This is a genomic window from Serratia sp. PL7 (genome assembly GCF_945957435.1).
Genome location: NZ_CAMFLB010000001.1, coordinates 2753507 through 2768160 on the forward strand (window position 1 = coordinate 2753507; position 14654 = coordinate 2768160).

Here is a 14654-nt window from a genome sequence, read left to right on the forward strand (position 1 = left end):
AAAACGTTGCCGGTGATGTCTCGTTGTCGCGAAATCAGAAAGTCAGCACTTTCTCCGCCGCCAGCGTCCACTGCGCCAGCTCGACCAAGGTGCCGATCGCCACGCCGTCCGCCAGCGGCAAGCGGCTGACGCCGCGCGCGTCGGCGCAGGTCTTGCACAGCTTGACCGGCACCTGCTGCGCGGTGAGGATCTCCAGCATCTGCTGCAGATGGTACCCTTCGTGCGGCTGCTGTCCGGCCAGCCCGGCCACCACCGCGTCGGACATCAGAAACAGCCGCAGGTCGAGGCTGCTCTGCTGCTCTTTCATGGCGATGGCCAACCGCAGCGCATTGAACAAGGATTCATGGCCATAGGCGGCGCCATTGGCAATAAGAACAACTGATGACATGAAATCTCTCCTTATAAAGGAAGGCGGTCGGCGTCAGGCGTCACCGCGTCGGGTTTGAGGCGCAAGGTGGGGCAAAACTGCAGCATCTCCAAAAACGCGTCCACCAGCGCTTCGGCTTCGGCCCGCAGATCGAAACTTTCCGGCATAAACAGCCAGTTTTCCATCAGGCCGGTGATATAACCGCGCAGGATGATCGCCGCACGGCGGGTATGTAAATCGGCGGGCAATTGCCCGTGGTGAATGCAGTTATACAGCACCGCTTCGATGCGTTCATAGCCGGCGAGGTACAGCACCTTGCGCGAATCCAGCAGCGGCATCATTTCACCGACAAACTCGCATTTGTGGAATATAATTTCCATCAACGCCCGCCTACGGCCGTCTTCAACCGTAGACGTCAGAATGTAAATCAGAATTTCTCGGATAACCCGCAGTGGATTATCGGGAAACTTTGCCTGATACTCTGTTTCGAGCTGGTCAATTTTCGGCTCGGTAGATTCCCAAACTTCATTAAACAGGTCTACCTTATTCTTGAAGTGCCAGTAGATGGCTCCACGCGTAACCCCGGCAGCGGTGGCAATATCTGTCAGTGACGTTGCAGCAACGCCACGTTCAGAGAACTCTCTCACCGCAGCATCAAGGATTTGCTGTCGGGTTTCTTGCGCCTGCTGTTTGGTTTTTCGTGCCATGGCATTGTTATTTAGGGGGAGTGTGATTTACATACATTCGCGAATGTATGTACCATAGCACGCACATATAATTAACGCAGCAATGGGTTTTAAAGCTTGTGATCCATTGATCATTTTGAAATCGGACACTTGAGGTTTTTCTATGAACAAAAACAGAGGGTTAACGCCTCTGGCGGCCGTTCTGATGCTTTCAGGCAGCTTAGTGCTAACAGGATGTAACGATAAAGAAACCCAACAGCAAGGCGCCCAACAACAGGCGCCTGAAGTGGGCGTAGTCACCTTGAAGGCTGAGCCTCTCAACATTACTACCGATCTTCCTGGCCGCACCGCTGCGTATCGTATCGCCGAAGTTCGCCCTCAGGTCAGCGGCATCATCCTGAAGCGCAACTTCGTTGAAGGCAGCGATATCAAGGCCGGGACGTCTCTGTACCAAATCGATCCCGCAACCTATCAAGCCAGCTACGACAGCGCGAAAGGCGATTTGGCCAAAGCACAGGCCAGCGCTTCCATCGCACGCGTGACGGTAAACCGCTACAAGCCATTGCTGGGCACGAGCTACATCAGTAAACAGGACTACGACAACGCCGTCTCCACGCTGCAGCAGGCGGACGCCGCCGTCGTGGCCGCCAAGGCCGCCGTGGAAACCGCGCGCATCAACCTGGCGTACACCAAGGTGACCTCTCCGATCTCCGGCCGCATCGGCAAGTCCGCCGTGACCGAAGGCGCTCTGGTCAGCAACGGCCAGGCAACCGCACTGTCTACCGTGCAGCAGCTGGATCCGATGTATGTCGACGTCACCCAGTCAAGCACTGATTTCCTGCGCCTGAAGCAAGAGCTGGCCAGCGGCGCGCTGAAGCAGGAAAACGGCAAGGCAAAAGTGAAACTGATGCTGGAAAACGGCACCGAATACGCGCAGGAAGGCACGCTGGAGTTCTCTGACGTCACCGTCGATGAAACCACTGGCTCCATCACCATTCGCGCCCTGTTCCCTAACCCGAACGATACGCTGTTGCCGGGCATGTTCGTACGCGCCCGTCTGGACGAAGGCGTGCGCAGCGATGCGCTGCTGGTGCCTCAGCAAGGCGTTACCCGCAACCCGCGCGGCGACGCGACGGCGTTGGTGGTAGGGGCAGACGACAAAGTTGAGCTGCGCACGCTGAAGGCCGACCAGGCAATCGGCGACAAATGGCTGGTTACCGATGGCCTGAAATCCGGCGATCGCGTGATCGTCTCCGGCCTGATGAAAGTGCATCCGGGCGCGCAGGTAAAAGTGCAGGAAGTTGACACTCAGGCGCAAAAACAGCCGCAGTCTGAAGCGCAGAAGTCATAAAAAGGAGCCTGTAATACATGGCTAAGTTCTTTATAGATCGCCCGATTTTCGCCTGGGTAATCGCCATCATCGTCATGTTGGCGGGGGTGCTTGCAATAATGAAACTGCCAATCGCGCAGTATCCCACTATTGCACCGCCGGCGGTGAGTATTTCCGCCAACTACCCGGGCGCAGATGCCAAAACGGTGCAGGATACCGTCACGCAGATTATCGAACAGAACATGAACGGTATCGATAACCTGATGTACATGTCCTCCACCAGTGATTCCTCTGGTAGCGTCACCATTACCCTGACGTTTGATTCCGGCACCGATCCTGACATCGCGCAGGTTCAGGTTCAGAACAAACTGTCGTTGGCCACCCCGTTGCTGCCGCAAGAAGTTCAGCAACAGGGCCTGAAAGTAGAAAAATCCAGCAGCAGCTTCCTGATGGTGGCCGGCTTCGTTTCCGACGATCCGAACATGACTCAGGACGATATTGCGGACTACGTGGCGTCCAACATCAAGGACCCGATCAGCCGTTCGTCCGGCGTGGGTGAAGTGCAGCTGTTCGGTGCCCAGTACGCGATGCGTATTTGGCTGGATCCGAACAAGCTGAACAACTTCCAGCTGACGACCACGGACGTGACCTCCGCCATCACCGAGCAGAACAACCAGATCGCCGCAGGCCAGCTGGGCGGCCTGCCGCCGGTGCCGGGGCAGCAGTTGAACGCCTCGATCATCGCGCAGACCCGTCTGACTTCGCCGGAAGAGTTCGGCAAGATCCTGCTGAAAGTGAATACCGACGGTTCTCAGGTACGCCTGCGCGACGTCGCTCATATCGAGCGCGGCGCGGAAAGCTATGCCGTTACCGCTCGCTACAACGGCAAGCCTGCCGCCGGCCTGGGTATCAAACTGGCGACCGGCGCCAACGCCTTGAACACTGCCAAAGGTGTGAAAGACGAGCTGGCCAAGATGGCGCCCTTCTTCCCGCAAGGGATGAAAGTGGTTTATCCGTACGACACCACCCCGTTCGTTAAAATCTCCATCAACGAAGTGGTGAAAACGCTGATCGAAGCCATCATCCTGGTCTTCCTGGTGATGTATCTGTTCCTGCAGAACTTCCGCGCGACGCTGATCCCAACCATCGCGGTGCCGGTAGTACTGCTGGGGACCTTTGCGATCCTCGCCGCGTTCGGCTTCTCGATAAACACCCTGACGATGTTCGGCATGGTGTTGGCGATCGGCCTGCTGGTGGATGACGCCATCGTGGTGGTGGAAAACGTCGAGCGCGTCATGTCCGAAGAGGGGCTGCCGCCGAAAGAAGCTACCCGTAAATCGATGGGCCAGATCCAGGGCGCGCTGGTGGGTATCGCCATGGTGCTGTCGGCGGTATTCGTGCCGATGGCGTTCTTCGGCGGTTCAACCGGCGCCATCTATCGCCAGTTCTCGATCACCATCGTGTCCGCGATGGCGCTGTCGGTGCTGGTGGCCTTGATCCTGACGCCGGCGCTGTGCGCCACCCTACTCAAACCGATCCCGAAAGGCGATCACGGGGTTAAAACAGGCTTCTTCGGCTGGTTTAACCGCATGTTCGAGAAGAGCACGCATCACTATACCGACAGCGTGGGCAACATCCTGCGCAGCACCGGCCGCTATCTGATCATCTACCTGTTGATCGTGGTTGGCATGGGCCTGCTGTTCCTGCGCCTGCCTTCCTCGTTCCTGCCGGACGAAGATCAGGGCATTCTGTTGACCATGGTGCAGTTGCCTGCCGGTGCCACCGAGTCCCGTACCAACAAAGTGCTGGAAGAAGTCTCCGACTACTTCCTGAACAAGGAAAAGGACAACGTGGTTTCGGTGTTTACCGTCGCGGGCTTCGGCTTCAACGGTAACGGCCAGAACAACGGCCTGGCATTCGTCAGCCTGAAAGACTGGGGTGAGCGTCCAGGGGCCGGGAACAAGGTCGAGGCGATCGCGGGCCGTGCCATGGGTGCCTTCTCGCAGATTAAAGAAGGCCTGGTGTTCCCGTTCAACCTGCCGGCGATCATCGAACTCGGTACCGCAACCGGCTTCGACTTCGAGTTGATTGACCAGGGTGGCCTGGGGCACGAAAAACTGACCGAAGCGCGTAACCAGCTGTTGGGCATGGTTGCTCAGCATCCGGACGTGCTGGTGGGTGTGCGCCCGAACGGCCTGGAAGATACGCCGCAGTTCAAACTGATCGTCGATCAGGAGAAAGCCAAGGCGCTGGGCGTCAGCATCACTACCATCAACAGCACGCTGAGCACCGCCCTGGGTGGTTCGTACGTCAACGACTTCATCGACCGCGGTCGTGTGAAGAAGGTGTATGTACAGGCCGACGCGCCGTTCCGTATGCTGCCGGAAGACATCAACAAGTGGTACGTGCGCGGTACCAGCGGCCAGATGGTGCCATTCTCCGCCTTCTCTTCGGCGAAGTGGGAATACGGCTCACCGCGTCTGGAACGCTATAACGGCCTGCCGTCGATGGAAATTCTGGGCCAGGCCGCACCGGGCAAGAGTACCGGTGAAGCGATGAACCTGATGGAACAGCTGGCATCCAAACTGCCAAGTGGCATCGGTTACGACTGGACCGGTATGTCCTATCAGGAACGTCTGTCGGGCAACCAGGCGCCGGCGCTGTACGCCATCTCGATTCTGGTGGTGTTCCTGTGTCTGGCAGCGCTGTATGAAAGCTGGTCCGTGCCGTTCTCGGTCATGCTGGTATTGCCGCTGGGGGTTATCGGTGCGTTGCTGGCCGCGACGATGCGCGGCATGAACAACGACGTGTACTTCCAGGTGGGGCTGCTGACCACCATCGGTCTATCGGCGAAGAACGCCATCCTGATCGTTGAGTTCGCCAAGGATCTGATGGAGAAAGAAGGCAAAGGTCTGATCGAAGCGACGTTGGAAGCGGTGCGTATGCGTTTGCGTCCAATCCTCATGACGTCCCTGGCCTTCATCCTCGGGGTTCTGCCGCTGGTTATCAGCAGCGGCGCAGGCTCCGGCGCACAGAACGCGGTAGGTACCGGCGTAATGGGCGGGATGATCACTGCCACCGTCTTGGCGATCTTCTTCGTGCCGGTGTTCTTCGTGGTGGTTCGCCGCCGCTTCAGCAAGAAGAACGAGGACCTGGAACACAGCCATCCGGTAGAGCACCACTGATCGCTCAGTGATGTGAGCTCCACCCGATAACCGAAAAGGCCGCGCATGCGGCCTTTTTCTTTTGCTTCAGTTGCTTAATGCAAACCGTTCTCATTAATTCACTTTTGTGTGCAATTTGCGCTTGATCGCGATGCCAGGTCGGCGCATAATTATTGTTATAGTATAACATTACACGAGAGGGCCATTATGAAACCCGGCATCCACCCCGATTACCGCACCGTGGTGTTCCACGACGTCAGCGCCAATGCCTACTTCAAAGTGGGATCGACCATCAAAACCGATCGCACCATCGAACTGGACGGCGAAAGCTGGCCGTATGTCACCCTTGACGTCTCTTCTGCTTCGCATCCGTATTACACCGGCAAGCAGAAAGACTATTCCAAAGAAGGCAGCACGGCGCGCTTCCAGCAGCGCTTTGGCCGCTTTATCGGCAATAAGTAACAAGGAAATCCCATGCAGGTATTGAGTTCATTGCGTTCGGCGAAAAACCGCCACCCGGATTGCAAAGTCGTGCGTCGTCGTGGCCGCATCTATGTGATCTGTAAAAGCAATCCGCGATTCAAAGCGGTACAGGGACGTAAGAAAAAGCGTTAACTCCAAAGTGTCATCTGTCGCAAAGCCCCGTTGCTGCTCAACGGGGCTTTTTTTTTACGGCGAGAAAGTACCTGCAAGCCGTCCCCCGCCGGCAGGCGGGGGCGGAGATTACTTCATGCTGCTCAGCAGCGCGTCGACATTGTGCTTGAACGCCTGCTCATAGGTGGCCGCCGGGCCGCCCGCGCGGGAGAGCGCTTCAGGGTACAGCTCGCCGCCCGCCTTGGCGCCGGTGGCGGCGGCGATCTGTTTCACCAACCGCGGATCGGTCTGATTTTCGATAAAGTAAGCGTTGACCTTTTCCTGTTTGATTTGCTTGATCAGATTGGCCACGTCGCTGGCGCTGGCTTCGGCCTCGGTGGAAAACCCGACCGGGGCAAGGAAGGTGACGCCGTACTCTTGCCCAAAGTAGCCAAACGCATCATGGCTGGTCAGCACCTTACGTTTCTGTGGCGGCACTGCGGCGAACTGGGTTTTGGCCCACTGGTCCAGTTTTTGCAACTGCTGAATGTATTCGGCTCCGCGCTGGCGAAAATAGTTGGCATCCTCGGGATCGGCGGCAATCAGGGCGTTCATCACGTTAGTGGCGTACTGTACGCCGTTTTTCATGCTGTTCCAGGCGTGAGGATCGGTAATCGGTTTGCCGTCCTCTTCCATCTGGCGGGTACTGATCCCCTGTGAAGCGGTGATCACCTGCCCTTTATAACCCGAAGCGCTGACCAAGCGATCGATCCACCCTTCCAGCCCCAGACCGCTGACGAACACCACATCAGCCTGAGCCAGCTTCTTGCCGTCCTGCGGCGAAGGCTCGAAGCTGTGCGGATCGCCATCCGGCCCCACCAGCGTGCTGACCTTGACGTGATCGCCGCCCACCTCTTTGACGATATCACCCAGAATGGAAAAGCTGGCGACGGCGTCGACGGTCTTCGCCATCGCCCATGGGCTGGCCAGCAGAGCAGCAACCGCCAGCGATATAGGTAAACGTTTCATACTTTCTCCTTGCAAATGGCACTTCTCAACGGCGCGCGAAGGCGCAAATGCCTCCGCGCGTTCCAAACAGGATCGAGACGAAAAAGATGACGCTGGCGCTGAGCACGATCGCCGGGCCGGCAGGCAACGACGCGTAATAGGACCACACCAGCCCAATCACGCTGGACAGCGCGCCGATGCCCATCGCCGTCGCCAGCGTCTGCGGCAGATTGCGCGCCCAGAAGCGCGCGCTGGCGGCGGGCAGCATCATCAGCCCCACCGACATCAGGGTGCCGAGGATCTGGAATCCTGCCACCAGATTGACCACAACCAGCGCCAGAAATAGGCCGTGGATCAGTGCCAACCGGCGCGGGGCGTTGACGCGCAGAAAAGTCACGTCGAAGGATTCGATCACTAACGCGCGGTACAGCGCCGCCAATGCCAGCAGCGAAACCGAGGCGATCGCACCGACCATCAGCATGGCCTGCGCATCCACCGCCAAAATCGAACCGAACAGCACGTGCAGCAGATCCACGCTGGAACCGCGCAGCGAGACCAGCGTGACCCCCAGCGCCAGTGACCCCAGATAGAACCCGGCGAAGCTGGCATCTTCTTTTAACGGCGTGCGGCGGCTCACCAGGCCGGACAGCATCGCCACCGCCAACCCGGCGATAAAACCGCCCACCCCCATCGCCACCAGCGACATGCCGGAGATCAGATAACCGATCGCCGCGCCCGGCAACACCGCGTGGGACAATGCGTCCCCGACCAGGCTCATGCGGCGCAGCAGCAGAAACACGCCCAGCGGGGCGGCGCTGAGCGACAACGCCAGACAGGCCATGAGCGCGCGGCGCATAAAACCGAAAGAGAGGAAAGGATCGATAAGCCCATGCAACAACATCATGGCGCCACCGCCCGCAGATCCGGCTGCCGTTCGGCGGCGTGATACCTCGGCACCTGTTCCAGCACCCGCTTGGCCGCGCCCCAGTGGCAAGCCTGCGGCGTCAGCAACAGTACCTGTGAAAAATGCTCGGCGACCATCGACATATCGTGCAGCACGGCGATCACCGTTTTCCCCTGCCGGTGCAGTTGCGCAATCACCTGCAGCAAAATTTGCGTGGTGGCGCTGTCGATACCGGTGAAAGGTTCATCCAGCAAAATCAGCGGCGCCTGTTGGACCAGCAGGCGCGCAAACAACACCCTCTGCAGCTGGCCGCCGGACAGTTCACCCACCGGAGTGTGCGCCAGCGCGCTCATGCCAACGCTCGCCAACGCCTCGTTGACCTGGCTCGCCGCACGCTTGCTCATGCCGCCGAACATGCCACTTTGCGGCCAACAGCCCATCGCCACCAGATCGCTTACCGCAATCGGGAATTGCCGATCCAGCTCCGCCTGTTGCGGTAGATAAGCTCTGCGCGGCGGCTTTCCGCCGATAAAACTCAGGCTGCCGCCCAGCGGCGGCAACAATCCGGCGAAGGTTTTCAGCAGCGTCGACTTACCTGCCCCGTTGACGCCCACCACCGCGGTGAGCGATCCGGCGGTAAACTGCCCGCTCAGCGGCGGGAAAAGCGGCGTGGCGCCATAGCCTATCGCCAGCTGACGCAAGGTAATCATGGCAGCGACACCGCCCAGAAGATGCCGAGCCACAGCAGGGCCAGCAGCATAACGGCACCTGCGCAACGCGCGGCAGCAGAGGTGGTGAACAACGAATTCAGTGACGGCGTGGCGTCATGTTGCGAAGTGGGAGTCAATGTCGTAGCCAAAAATGATGGGTTTATAGTTATAATATAACATCACATACACTGTCGCATCTCAAGCTATGGCGCGACAATAATGCAACGGAACGTAACAATCTCTCGCGCAGCGGCACTTTCCCCCCAAGCCTCCTTATCAAATCCAGGGATATTCCCATTCGGTTGAAATGTTGGCGTAAGGTAAAGAACAGCGGTAAATCGAAAAATTTACCGACGAGGGAGGAAAAGGAGTAAGATAAGCAGATAACATTGCTGTTGGCCGAGATTAATGCTTGTTACCCTTGCCTGTAACCTGGATGTCAACGCACTTTCTGTTAACAAATTAAAGAAAGTGATTAATGACAATATAGCGGAGTTAGTGCCGGCGCTGACCAGCGGACTCAGTTTTTATTCTGAAAGCGCACGCTATGCCGAAGATTCATTAGAAATACTTGATATAGTGCAACAGGGTGGTAGCGATTATTCAATGAGTTATCGTTATAAGTGGGGCATTTTTAATGCCTGCCTGGATATCAACAGCGAAGACACTCTCAGCGATAGCGTCCGGTTCCGTGTGACAGAACGGGGTTTAATCTTCGACATCATTGATAACTCACGTCCATCTACAGCGGATGAATTGTAAGTTTACGTAATAACTACAGGCCAAACGCGAAAAAATGATTTATATTCACTTTACGGGAAGTTTATTTAAAGACCGTTAAGCTGCCTCCGTCCATGATGTAAATCAGCTTACTCACATAGTGTTATCACACCGCAATTAAGACTTACGGAGGGGATGATATGGATGAGTATTCGCCTAAGCGACACGACATTGCTCAGCTCAAATTCTTGTGCGAAAATTTGTATGATGAAGGTATCGCTACCCTGGGAGACAGTCATCATGGGTGGGTCAACGATCCGACGTCCTCCGTCAACCTGCAGCTTAATGAGTTGATCGAACATATCGCTTCGTTTGTGATGAGCTATAAAATTAAATACATGGACGAATCTGACCTGTCGGAGTTAGTCGAAGAATATCTCGATGATACCTATACGCTGTTCAGCAGTTACGGTATCAATGATTCCGACCTGCGCCGCTGGCAAAAAACCAAGGCGAGATTATTCAGAATGTTCTCAGGAGAGGACATCTGTACGACAATGAAAACTTAAGGGATAATTATTCCCGAGCTATTTTTACGGTTATTAAACTAAAGGCCACCATGACTAAAACCGACTATCTGATGCGTTTACGTAAATGCACCACGATTGATACTCTCGAACGTGTTATTGAGAAAAATAAGTACGAGCTTTCCGATGATGAACTGGAGCTGTTTTACTCAGCGGCCGATCACCGTCTGGCAGAGCTCACCATGAACAAACTGTATGACAAAATCCCCACCTCCGTTTGGAAATATGTCAGATAATCAGACCCCCAACGCGTTGAGCCGATGCTTTTATCGGCTTCAATGTTCAAGCTGAATACGTACTTTTCCTATTGACAGTAAAACTTCATTTGCACTCCCCCTTTCAATAATAATATTGCCTGGAAGCAATTTTCTTTTTAAATCGAGACAGGTTACGTCATCGCCCCCTCATTATGCTTGCATCCAGAACCGCTAATTCATTATCCAAAAGATCCAAAAGAATTGAGGGCGGGAAGAAAAGAAATGCCTTGTCGCTCTGCCTGATGACAGAAAGGGATAATCGATGAGTAGAAGAGAAACGGCAAAAGTGCGGATTGGCGAAGGCCAAATGGGTGGGGACCCTGCCAGCTACATCCCGGCACACACGTCACCTGCTGCGGCTGCTTCCTTCCGGACCTGACCGAGTTCACAAGTTAGTGTTGCGGGAGAACCAACAGGGCCCCCATTGACGGCTTCTGTACTCTGAAGCGGTGGGCATTATCGGCGATGCCCCGCCAAATAGCAAGCCAACCGGGGCTAACCGCTGTTTTCTTACCCACCTGCACTGTGGCACACTCTTCGCCTGGGTTTTGACTCGCGCAGGAACAGCAATATGCAACCAGAAGATGCCTCTTTCAGCCAGCGGGTATTCCACATCGTGGCCGCCATTCCTTACGGCAAAGTCACCACCTACGGCGAAGTCGCCCGGCTGGCCGGTTCACCGCGCGCCGCGCGCCAGGTTGGCGGCGTGCTGCGGCGTTTGCCGGAAGGCAGCGCGCTGCCCTGGCACCGGGTGATCAACCGGCACGGACAGATCTCGCAGCAGGGGGAGGATTTTCAACGGCAACGGCAGGCACTGCTGGCGGAAGGGATTATTTTCGGCCCGCACAGCACGGTCGATTTCGAGCGCTACGGCTGGCGCTGGTAAAACAAAACAGCCTTTGGCCGAAGCGCAAAGGCTGTTGATTTCATCTTGCTGTACCGCAGGAAATTTACTGCATGGCGGTTGGCGCAGCCTGAATCGGCACACCCTGAACCGGAACCAGCAGCAGATCGGCGCGGGTACCGTTGCGGTTAACCACTTCCTGGATAGTGTCGGTAATAAACATCAGTCGCCCGTTGACCGTCACCGCCGCGCTCAGAATGATACGCGCATTCGGTTGGATGTCTGACGGATTGTACGGTAGCGTAAAGTTGAATGGCGCCTGTTGCCCTTCAGTACGTATCGCGCGCTGTGCAATCACTTTGGACGGTGCATCCGCCAGCGAGGCGTCAGAGAGGGTGACCGTCAGTACGGCGTCCGGCGGCAGCGCAATACGCTGACGTATATTAACCGAACCTGTCACCGCCGGGCCTTGAATCTGCGTTTGCGCAGCCGCCGGATTACCGGCCGCCTGTGTAGGCACATCAGCACTCTTTTGCGCGCATCCTGCCAGCGTGATCGTCAGTGCCGCGGCACCGCCTACGATTTGCCAGAGTTTCATGGATCGGTCTCCTTTTTTATTATCAACATGTTGGTGGCTTTCACCACCGCACTTATTAAACCTAGCACAAAACACTGATAAATCCACTTTACCCCGCCTATTAATCACTTAAACAGCCCAAGGCGCCCACGATTAAGAGCATTCTCATCGGCCCTGTAATGCAAAATGTTGACGCCACGCCGTGATATTCCGCACACTGCGCAAAATGATTATTAGAAAGGTAACAATTTTATGAGCCAGGCATTGCAAAACCTCCTTGATCTGCTGGATCTGGAGAAAATCGAAGAAGGACTGTTCCGCGGCCAAAGCGAAGATCTGGGGCTGCGCCAGGTGTTCGGTGGACAGGTTGTCGGCCAAGCGCTCTACGCCGCCAAGCAGACGGTGCCGGACGAGCGCAGCGTGCACTCGTTCCACAGCTACTTCCTGCGCCCGGGCGACAGCAGCAAACCCATCGTTTACGACGTAGAAACCCTGCGCGACGGCAACAGCTTCAGCGCCCGTCGCGTCAGCGCTATTCAGCACGGCAAACCTATTTTCTATATGACCGCCTCTTTCCAAAGCCCGGAAACCGGTTTCGAGCACCAGAACCTGATGCCGGACGTGCCGCCTCCAGAAGGGCTGCTGTCCGAGTCAGAGATCGCCCAGAAGCTGGCGCATATGCTGCCGGAAAAAGTGCGCGAAAAATTTATCGGCCAGAAGCCGATCGAAATGCGCCCGGTGAAATTCCACAATCCGTTGAAGGGCAGCGTGGAAGAGCCGCATCGCTACGTGTGGTTCCGTGCCAACGGCAGCATGCCGGACGATCAGCGCATCCACCAATATCTGCTGGGCTACGCGTCGGACTTTAACTTCCTGCCGACGGCGCTGCAGCCACACGGCGTCGGCTTCCTCGAGCCGGGCATGCAGGTGGCCACCATTGACCACTCAATGTGGTTCCACCGTCCGTTCCGTATGGATGACTGGTTGCTGTACGCGGTGGAGAGCTCCTCCGCCTCCGGCGCACGGGGCTTTGTGCGCGGCCAGATCTACACTCGCGACGGCGTACTGGTCGCCACCACCGTGCAGGAAGGGGTGATTCGCCAGCGCGACGCCTAATCCGCAATATAAAGTAAGGGGCGATGTTTCCATCGCCCCTTTTTGCTTCATCATTATTTTAGTCTTTCGCGCACTGCCCTGCTTCGAGTCTTATTGGTTGTAGGCGCTCTCGCCGTGGCTGTTGACATCCAGCCCTTCGCGCTCCTGCTCTTCCGGCACTCTCAGCCCCACCATCGCGCCCGCAATCTTGAAGGCGATAAAGGCGGCGATGCTTGACCACACCAGCGTAATCACGACGCTCAGCAGCTGGATCCACACCTGATGCCCCATCGTCACCCCTTCGGCATAGCCGGTGCCGCCGAGGGAAGAAGCGGTGAACACGCCGGTCAGCAGACAGCCGACGATGCCGCACACGCCGTGCACGCCGAACACGTCGCAGGTGTCGTCCACTTTCAGCCATTTCTTCAACGTCACGACGCCCCACAGGCCGGCGACACCGCCCACCAGGCCGATGATCAACGCGCCGCCCACGCCGACGGTGCCCGCCGCCGGCGTCACCGCAACCAGCCCGGCGATCATGCCGGAGCAGGCGCCCAGCAGCGAAGGCTTGCCGCGCAGCACCCACTCGGCGAAGGTCCAGGAGAGAATGGCGCCCGCGGTAGCCACCACCGTGTTGAGGAATGCCAGGGCCGCGATGCCGTTGGCCGCGCTGGCGGAACCGGCGTTGAAGCCGAACCAGCCGATATACAGGATGGACGCCCCGGTAAACACCATCGGCAGGTTGTGCGGTTTGAACGCCTCTTTACCGAAGCCGGCGCGTTTGCCGAGCAGATAGGCGCCGATCAGCCCCGCGCTGGCGGCGTTGATGTGTACCACGGTGCCGCCGGCGAAGTCCAGCGCGCCGTCGGTGGCCAGATAGCCACCGCCCCACACCATGTGCGCGATCGGCAGGTAAGACAGGGTGAACCACAGGATCGCGAAGATCAGCACCGCCGAGAAGCGAATGCGTTCGGCGAAGCCCCCCACCACCAGCGCCACGGTAATGCAGGCGAAGGAGGCTTGGAAAGCGACGTGGATCATCTGGCTGATGCTGCCAGTGACGCTGTCGATGCCGATGCCTTTCAGCATCGCCGTCTCGAATCCGCCGAACACCGCATTGCCTTCGCTGAACGCCAGGCTGTAGCCATACAGCACCCACAGCACGCAGACCAGCGCGAAGGTGACGGTGACCTGCGTCAGCATCGACAGCACGTTTTTGCCGCGCAGCAGGCCGCCGTAAAACAGCGCGATGCCCGGCAGCGTCATGAACAGCACCAACGCGGTGCAGATCATCATAAAGGCGTTGTCGGCCTTATCGGCGACCGCCGGGGCGGCCAGGGCCAAAGAAGGAACCAGGGTTACCGAACTCAGGCCCAACATGGATAACAGTCTTTTCATTATCAATCCATCCCCATTGCTTAACTGAGTTCGTGGTTACAGTGCCGATTCGTCGGTTTCGCCGGTGCGAATGCGGATCACGCGTTGCAATTCGGCAACGAAAATTTTGCCGTCGCCGATTTTGCCGGTATAGGCGGCTTTGCTAATCACATCAACCACTTCATCCAACTGATCGTCGGCGATAGCGATATCGATTTTGACCTTGGGCAGGAAGTTGACGTTATATTCGGCGCCGCGATACAGCTCGGCATGCCCCTTCTGGCGGCCAAAGCCCTTCACTTCGGTTACGGTCAACCCCTGAATGCCCACGGAGGACAGAGCCTCGCGCACATCCTCCAGCTTGAACGGTTTGATTACCACGGTCACCAGCTTCATATTGCCCCTCCACGAATTAAGCCCAAACTCACCCCTGGTACGCGTCATATGTAGCAAGG

Annotated in this window: 18 protein-coding genes and 1 other RNA gene; 9 read left to right on the top strand and 10 right to left on the bottom strand. The window is 57.1% G+C overall.

Going from position 1 to position 14654, the window contains the following annotated elements; all coding sequences use genetic code 11:
- Positions 1–34: 34 nt before the first annotated feature.
- Both N6G83_RS13400 and acrR read right to left on the bottom strand, forming a co-directional pair.
- Positions 35–388: a DsrE/DsrF/TusD sulfur relay family protein gene (locus N6G83_RS13400; RefSeq protein ID WP_004940282.1), complete on the bottom strand. Its 354-nt coding sequence runs from the start codon at positions 386–388 to the stop codon at positions 35–37.
- 11 nt (positions 389–399) lie between these two features.
- A complete protein-coding gene (gene acrR / locus N6G83_RS13405; protein ID WP_025301785.1) occupies positions 400–1074 on the bottom strand; it encodes a multidrug efflux transporter transcriptional repressor AcrR in 675 nt (224 codons plus the stop codon).
- 142 nt (positions 1075–1216) lie between these two features.
- Here acrR and sdeX point away from each other — a divergent pair, with 142 nt between their 5' ends.
- The 4 genes from sdeX to ykgO all read left to right on the top strand — a co-directional run bounded on the left by sdeX (position 1217) and on the right by ykgO (position 6162).
- On the top strand, positions 1217–2404 hold the full coding sequence (sdeX, locus tag N6G83_RS13410) for a multidrug efflux RND transporter periplasmic adaptor subunit SdeX (RefSeq protein WP_025301784.1): 1188 nt from the start codon (positions 1217–1219) through the stop codon (positions 2402–2404).
- A 17-nt stretch (positions 2405–2421) separates the two neighbouring features.
- A complete protein-coding gene (gene sdeY, locus N6G83_RS13415) occupies positions 2422–5568 on the top strand; it encodes a multidrug efflux RND transporter permease subunit SdeY (RefSeq protein WP_025301783.1) in 3147 nt (1048 codons plus the stop codon).
- A 186-nt stretch (positions 5569–5754) separates the two neighbouring features.
- Positions 5755–6009, top strand: coding sequence for a type B 50S ribosomal protein L31 (locus N6G83_RS13420; RefSeq protein ID WP_004940303.1), 255 nt, complete (start codon positions 5755–5757; stop codon positions 6007–6009).
- 12 nt (positions 6010–6021) lie between these two features.
- The gene (ykgO, locus tag N6G83_RS13425; RefSeq protein ID WP_004940304.1) at positions 6022–6162 is read left to right on the top strand and encodes a type B 50S ribosomal protein L36; all 141 of its coding nucleotides are present in this window, start codon (positions 6022–6024) and stop codon (positions 6160–6162) included.
- Between the two features lie 108 nt (positions 6163–6270).
- On the opposite strand, the gene N6G83_RS13430 is transcribed toward ykgO, so the two are convergent.
- Genes N6G83_RS13430 through N6G83_RS13445 form a run of 4 tightly spaced genes read right to left on the bottom strand, consistent with a single transcriptional unit; the run spans position 6271 to position 8879 of the window.
- Positions 6271–7149 (bottom strand): metal ABC transporter substrate-binding protein, encoded by an 879-nt coding sequence (locus N6G83_RS13430; protein WP_025301782.1) that lies wholly within the window; start codon positions 7147–7149, stop codon positions 6271–6273.
- Between the two features lie 25 nt (positions 7150–7174).
- On the bottom strand, positions 7175–8032 hold the full coding sequence (locus tag N6G83_RS13435; RefSeq protein ID WP_043135664.1) for a metal ABC transporter permease: 858 nt from the start codon (positions 8030–8032) through the stop codon (positions 7175–7177).
- Positions 8029–8742, bottom strand: a complete 714-nt coding sequence (locus tag N6G83_RS13440) for a metal ABC transporter ATP-binding protein (protein WP_060447642.1) — start codon at positions 8740–8742, stop codon at positions 8029–8031. Before N6G83_RS13440 ends, N6G83_RS13435 begins: the two co-directional genes overlap by 4 nt.
- Complete coding sequence (locus N6G83_RS13445; RefSeq protein ID WP_260523934.1) at positions 8739–8879, bottom strand: hypothetical protein; 141 nt, start codon at positions 8877–8879, stop codon at positions 8739–8741. Before N6G83_RS13445 ends, N6G83_RS13440 begins: the two co-directional genes overlap by 4 nt.
- A 271-nt stretch (positions 8880–9150) precedes the next feature.
- Between N6G83_RS13445 and N6G83_RS13450 the strand changes: the two genes are divergently transcribed.
- The 3 genes from N6G83_RS13450 (at position 9151) to N6G83_RS13460 (ending at position 10285) form a co-directional block, all read left to right on the top strand.
- The gene (locus N6G83_RS13450) at positions 9151–9504 is read left to right on the top strand and encodes a hypothetical protein (RefSeq protein ID WP_025301779.1); all 354 of its coding nucleotides are present in this window, start codon (positions 9151–9153) and stop codon (positions 9502–9504) included.
- A 158-nt stretch (positions 9505–9662) separates the two neighbouring features.
- Entirely contained in the window at positions 9663–10031 is a 369-nt protein-coding gene (gene tomB / locus N6G83_RS13455; RefSeq protein WP_004940312.1) for an Hha toxicity modulator TomB, read from the top strand.
- Positions 10032–10081: 50 nt separating this feature from the next.
- Complete coding sequence (locus N6G83_RS13460; protein ID WP_004940313.1) at positions 10082–10285, top strand: HHA domain-containing protein; 204 nt, start codon at positions 10082–10084, stop codon at positions 10283–10285.
- A gap of 339 nt (positions 10286–10624) precedes the next feature.
- Here N6G83_RS13460 and ffs read toward each other — a convergent pair.
- Positions 10625–10721: signal recognition particle sRNA small type (gene ffs, locus N6G83_RS13465), an RNA gene on the bottom strand.
- A gap of 156 nt (positions 10722–10877) precedes the next feature.
- Between ffs and N6G83_RS13470 the strand changes: the two genes are divergently transcribed.
- Complete coding sequence (locus N6G83_RS13470) at positions 10878–11192, top strand: MGMT family protein (protein ID WP_025301778.1); 315 nt, start codon at positions 10878–10880, stop codon at positions 11190–11192.
- A 64-nt stretch (positions 11193–11256) separates the two neighbouring features.
- Here N6G83_RS13470 and N6G83_RS13475 read toward each other — a convergent pair whose 3' ends face one another.
- Positions 11257–11748, bottom strand: a complete 492-nt coding sequence (locus tag N6G83_RS13475) for a YbaY family lipoprotein (protein WP_025301777.1) — start codon at positions 11746–11748, stop codon at positions 11257–11259.
- A gap of 231 nt (positions 11749–11979) precedes the next feature.
- Here N6G83_RS13475 and tesB point away from each other — a divergent pair, with 231 nt between their 5' ends.
- The gene (gene tesB, locus N6G83_RS13480; protein ID WP_016928847.1) at positions 11980–12843 is read left to right on the top strand and encodes an acyl-CoA thioesterase II; all 864 of its coding nucleotides are present in this window, start codon (positions 11980–11982) and stop codon (positions 12841–12843) included.
- Between the two features lie 90 nt (positions 12844–12933).
- Here tesB and amtB read toward each other — a convergent pair whose 3' ends face one another.
- Positions 12934–14220, bottom strand: coding sequence for an ammonium transporter AmtB (gene amtB, locus N6G83_RS13485; protein ID WP_144334749.1), 1287 nt, complete (start codon positions 14218–14220; stop codon positions 12934–12936).
- A gap of 36 nt (positions 14221–14256) precedes the next feature.
- Entirely contained in the window at positions 14257–14595 is a 339-nt protein-coding gene (gene glnK, locus N6G83_RS13490; RefSeq protein WP_004940327.1) for a P-II family nitrogen regulator, read from the bottom strand.
- Between the last annotated feature and the right edge of the window lie 59 nt (positions 14596–14654).

Excerpts from the sequence above, each read along its gene's own strand:
- N6G83_RS13475 (WP_025301777.1), bottom strand. The coding sequence starts at position 11,748 with ATGAAACTCTGGCAAATCGTAGGCGGTGCCGCGGCACTGACGATCACG.
- N6G83_RS13460 (WP_004940313.1), top strand. The coding sequence starts at position 10,082 with ATGACTAAAACCGACTATCTGATGCGTTTACGTAAATGCACCACGATT.
- N6G83_RS13435 (WP_043135664.1), bottom strand. The coding sequence starts at position 8,032 with ATGATGTTGTTGCATGGGCTTATCGATCCTTTCCTCTCTTTCGGTTTT.
- N6G83_RS13450 (WP_025301779.1), top strand. The coding sequence starts at position 9,151 with ATGCTTGTTACCCTTGCCTGTAACCTGGATGTCAACGCACTTTCTGTT.
- glnK (WP_004940327.1), bottom strand. The coding sequence starts at position 14,595 with ATGAAGCTGGTGACCGTGGTAATCAAACCGTTCAAGCTGGAGGATGTG.
- N6G83_RS13440 (WP_060447642.1), bottom strand. The coding sequence starts at position 8,742 with ATGATTACCTTGCGTCAGCTGGCGATAGGCTATGGCGCCACGCCGCTT.
- sdeY (WP_025301783.1), top strand. The coding sequence starts at position 2,422 with ATGGCTAAGTTCTTTATAGATCGCCCGATTTTCGCCTGGGTAATCGCC.
- acrR (WP_025301785.1), bottom strand. The coding sequence starts at position 1,074 with ATGGCACGAAAAACCAAACAGCAGGCGCAAGAAACCCGACAGCAAATC.
- N6G83_RS13430 (WP_025301782.1), bottom strand. The coding sequence starts at position 7,149 with ATGAAACGTTTACCTATATCGCTGGCGGTTGCTGCTCTGCTGGCCAGC.
- N6G83_RS13400 (WP_004940282.1), bottom strand. The coding sequence starts at position 388 with ATGTCATCAGTTGTTCTTATTGCCAATGGCGCCGCCTATGGCCATGAA.
- tomB (WP_004940312.1), top strand. The coding sequence starts at position 9,663 with ATGGATGAGTATTCGCCTAAGCGACACGACATTGCTCAGCTCAAATTC.
- N6G83_RS13470 (WP_025301778.1), top strand. The coding sequence starts at position 10,878 with ATGCAACCAGAAGATGCCTCTTTCAGCCAGCGGGTATTCCACATCGTG.
- amtB (WP_144334749.1), bottom strand. The coding sequence starts at position 14,220 with ATGAAAAGACTGTTATCCATGTTGGGCCTGAGTTCGGTAACCCTGGTT.
- N6G83_RS13420 (WP_004940303.1), top strand. The coding sequence starts at position 5,755 with ATGAAACCCGGCATCCACCCCGATTACCGCACCGTGGTGTTCCACGAC.
- sdeX (WP_025301784.1), top strand. The coding sequence starts at position 1,217 with ATGAACAAAAACAGAGGGTTAACGCCTCTGGCGGCCGTTCTGATGCTT.
- ykgO (WP_004940304.1), top strand. The coding sequence starts at position 6,022 with ATGCAGGTATTGAGTTCATTGCGTTCGGCGAAAAACCGCCACCCGGAT.
- tesB (WP_016928847.1), top strand. The coding sequence starts at position 11,980 with ATGAGCCAGGCATTGCAAAACCTCCTTGATCTGCTGGATCTGGAGAAA.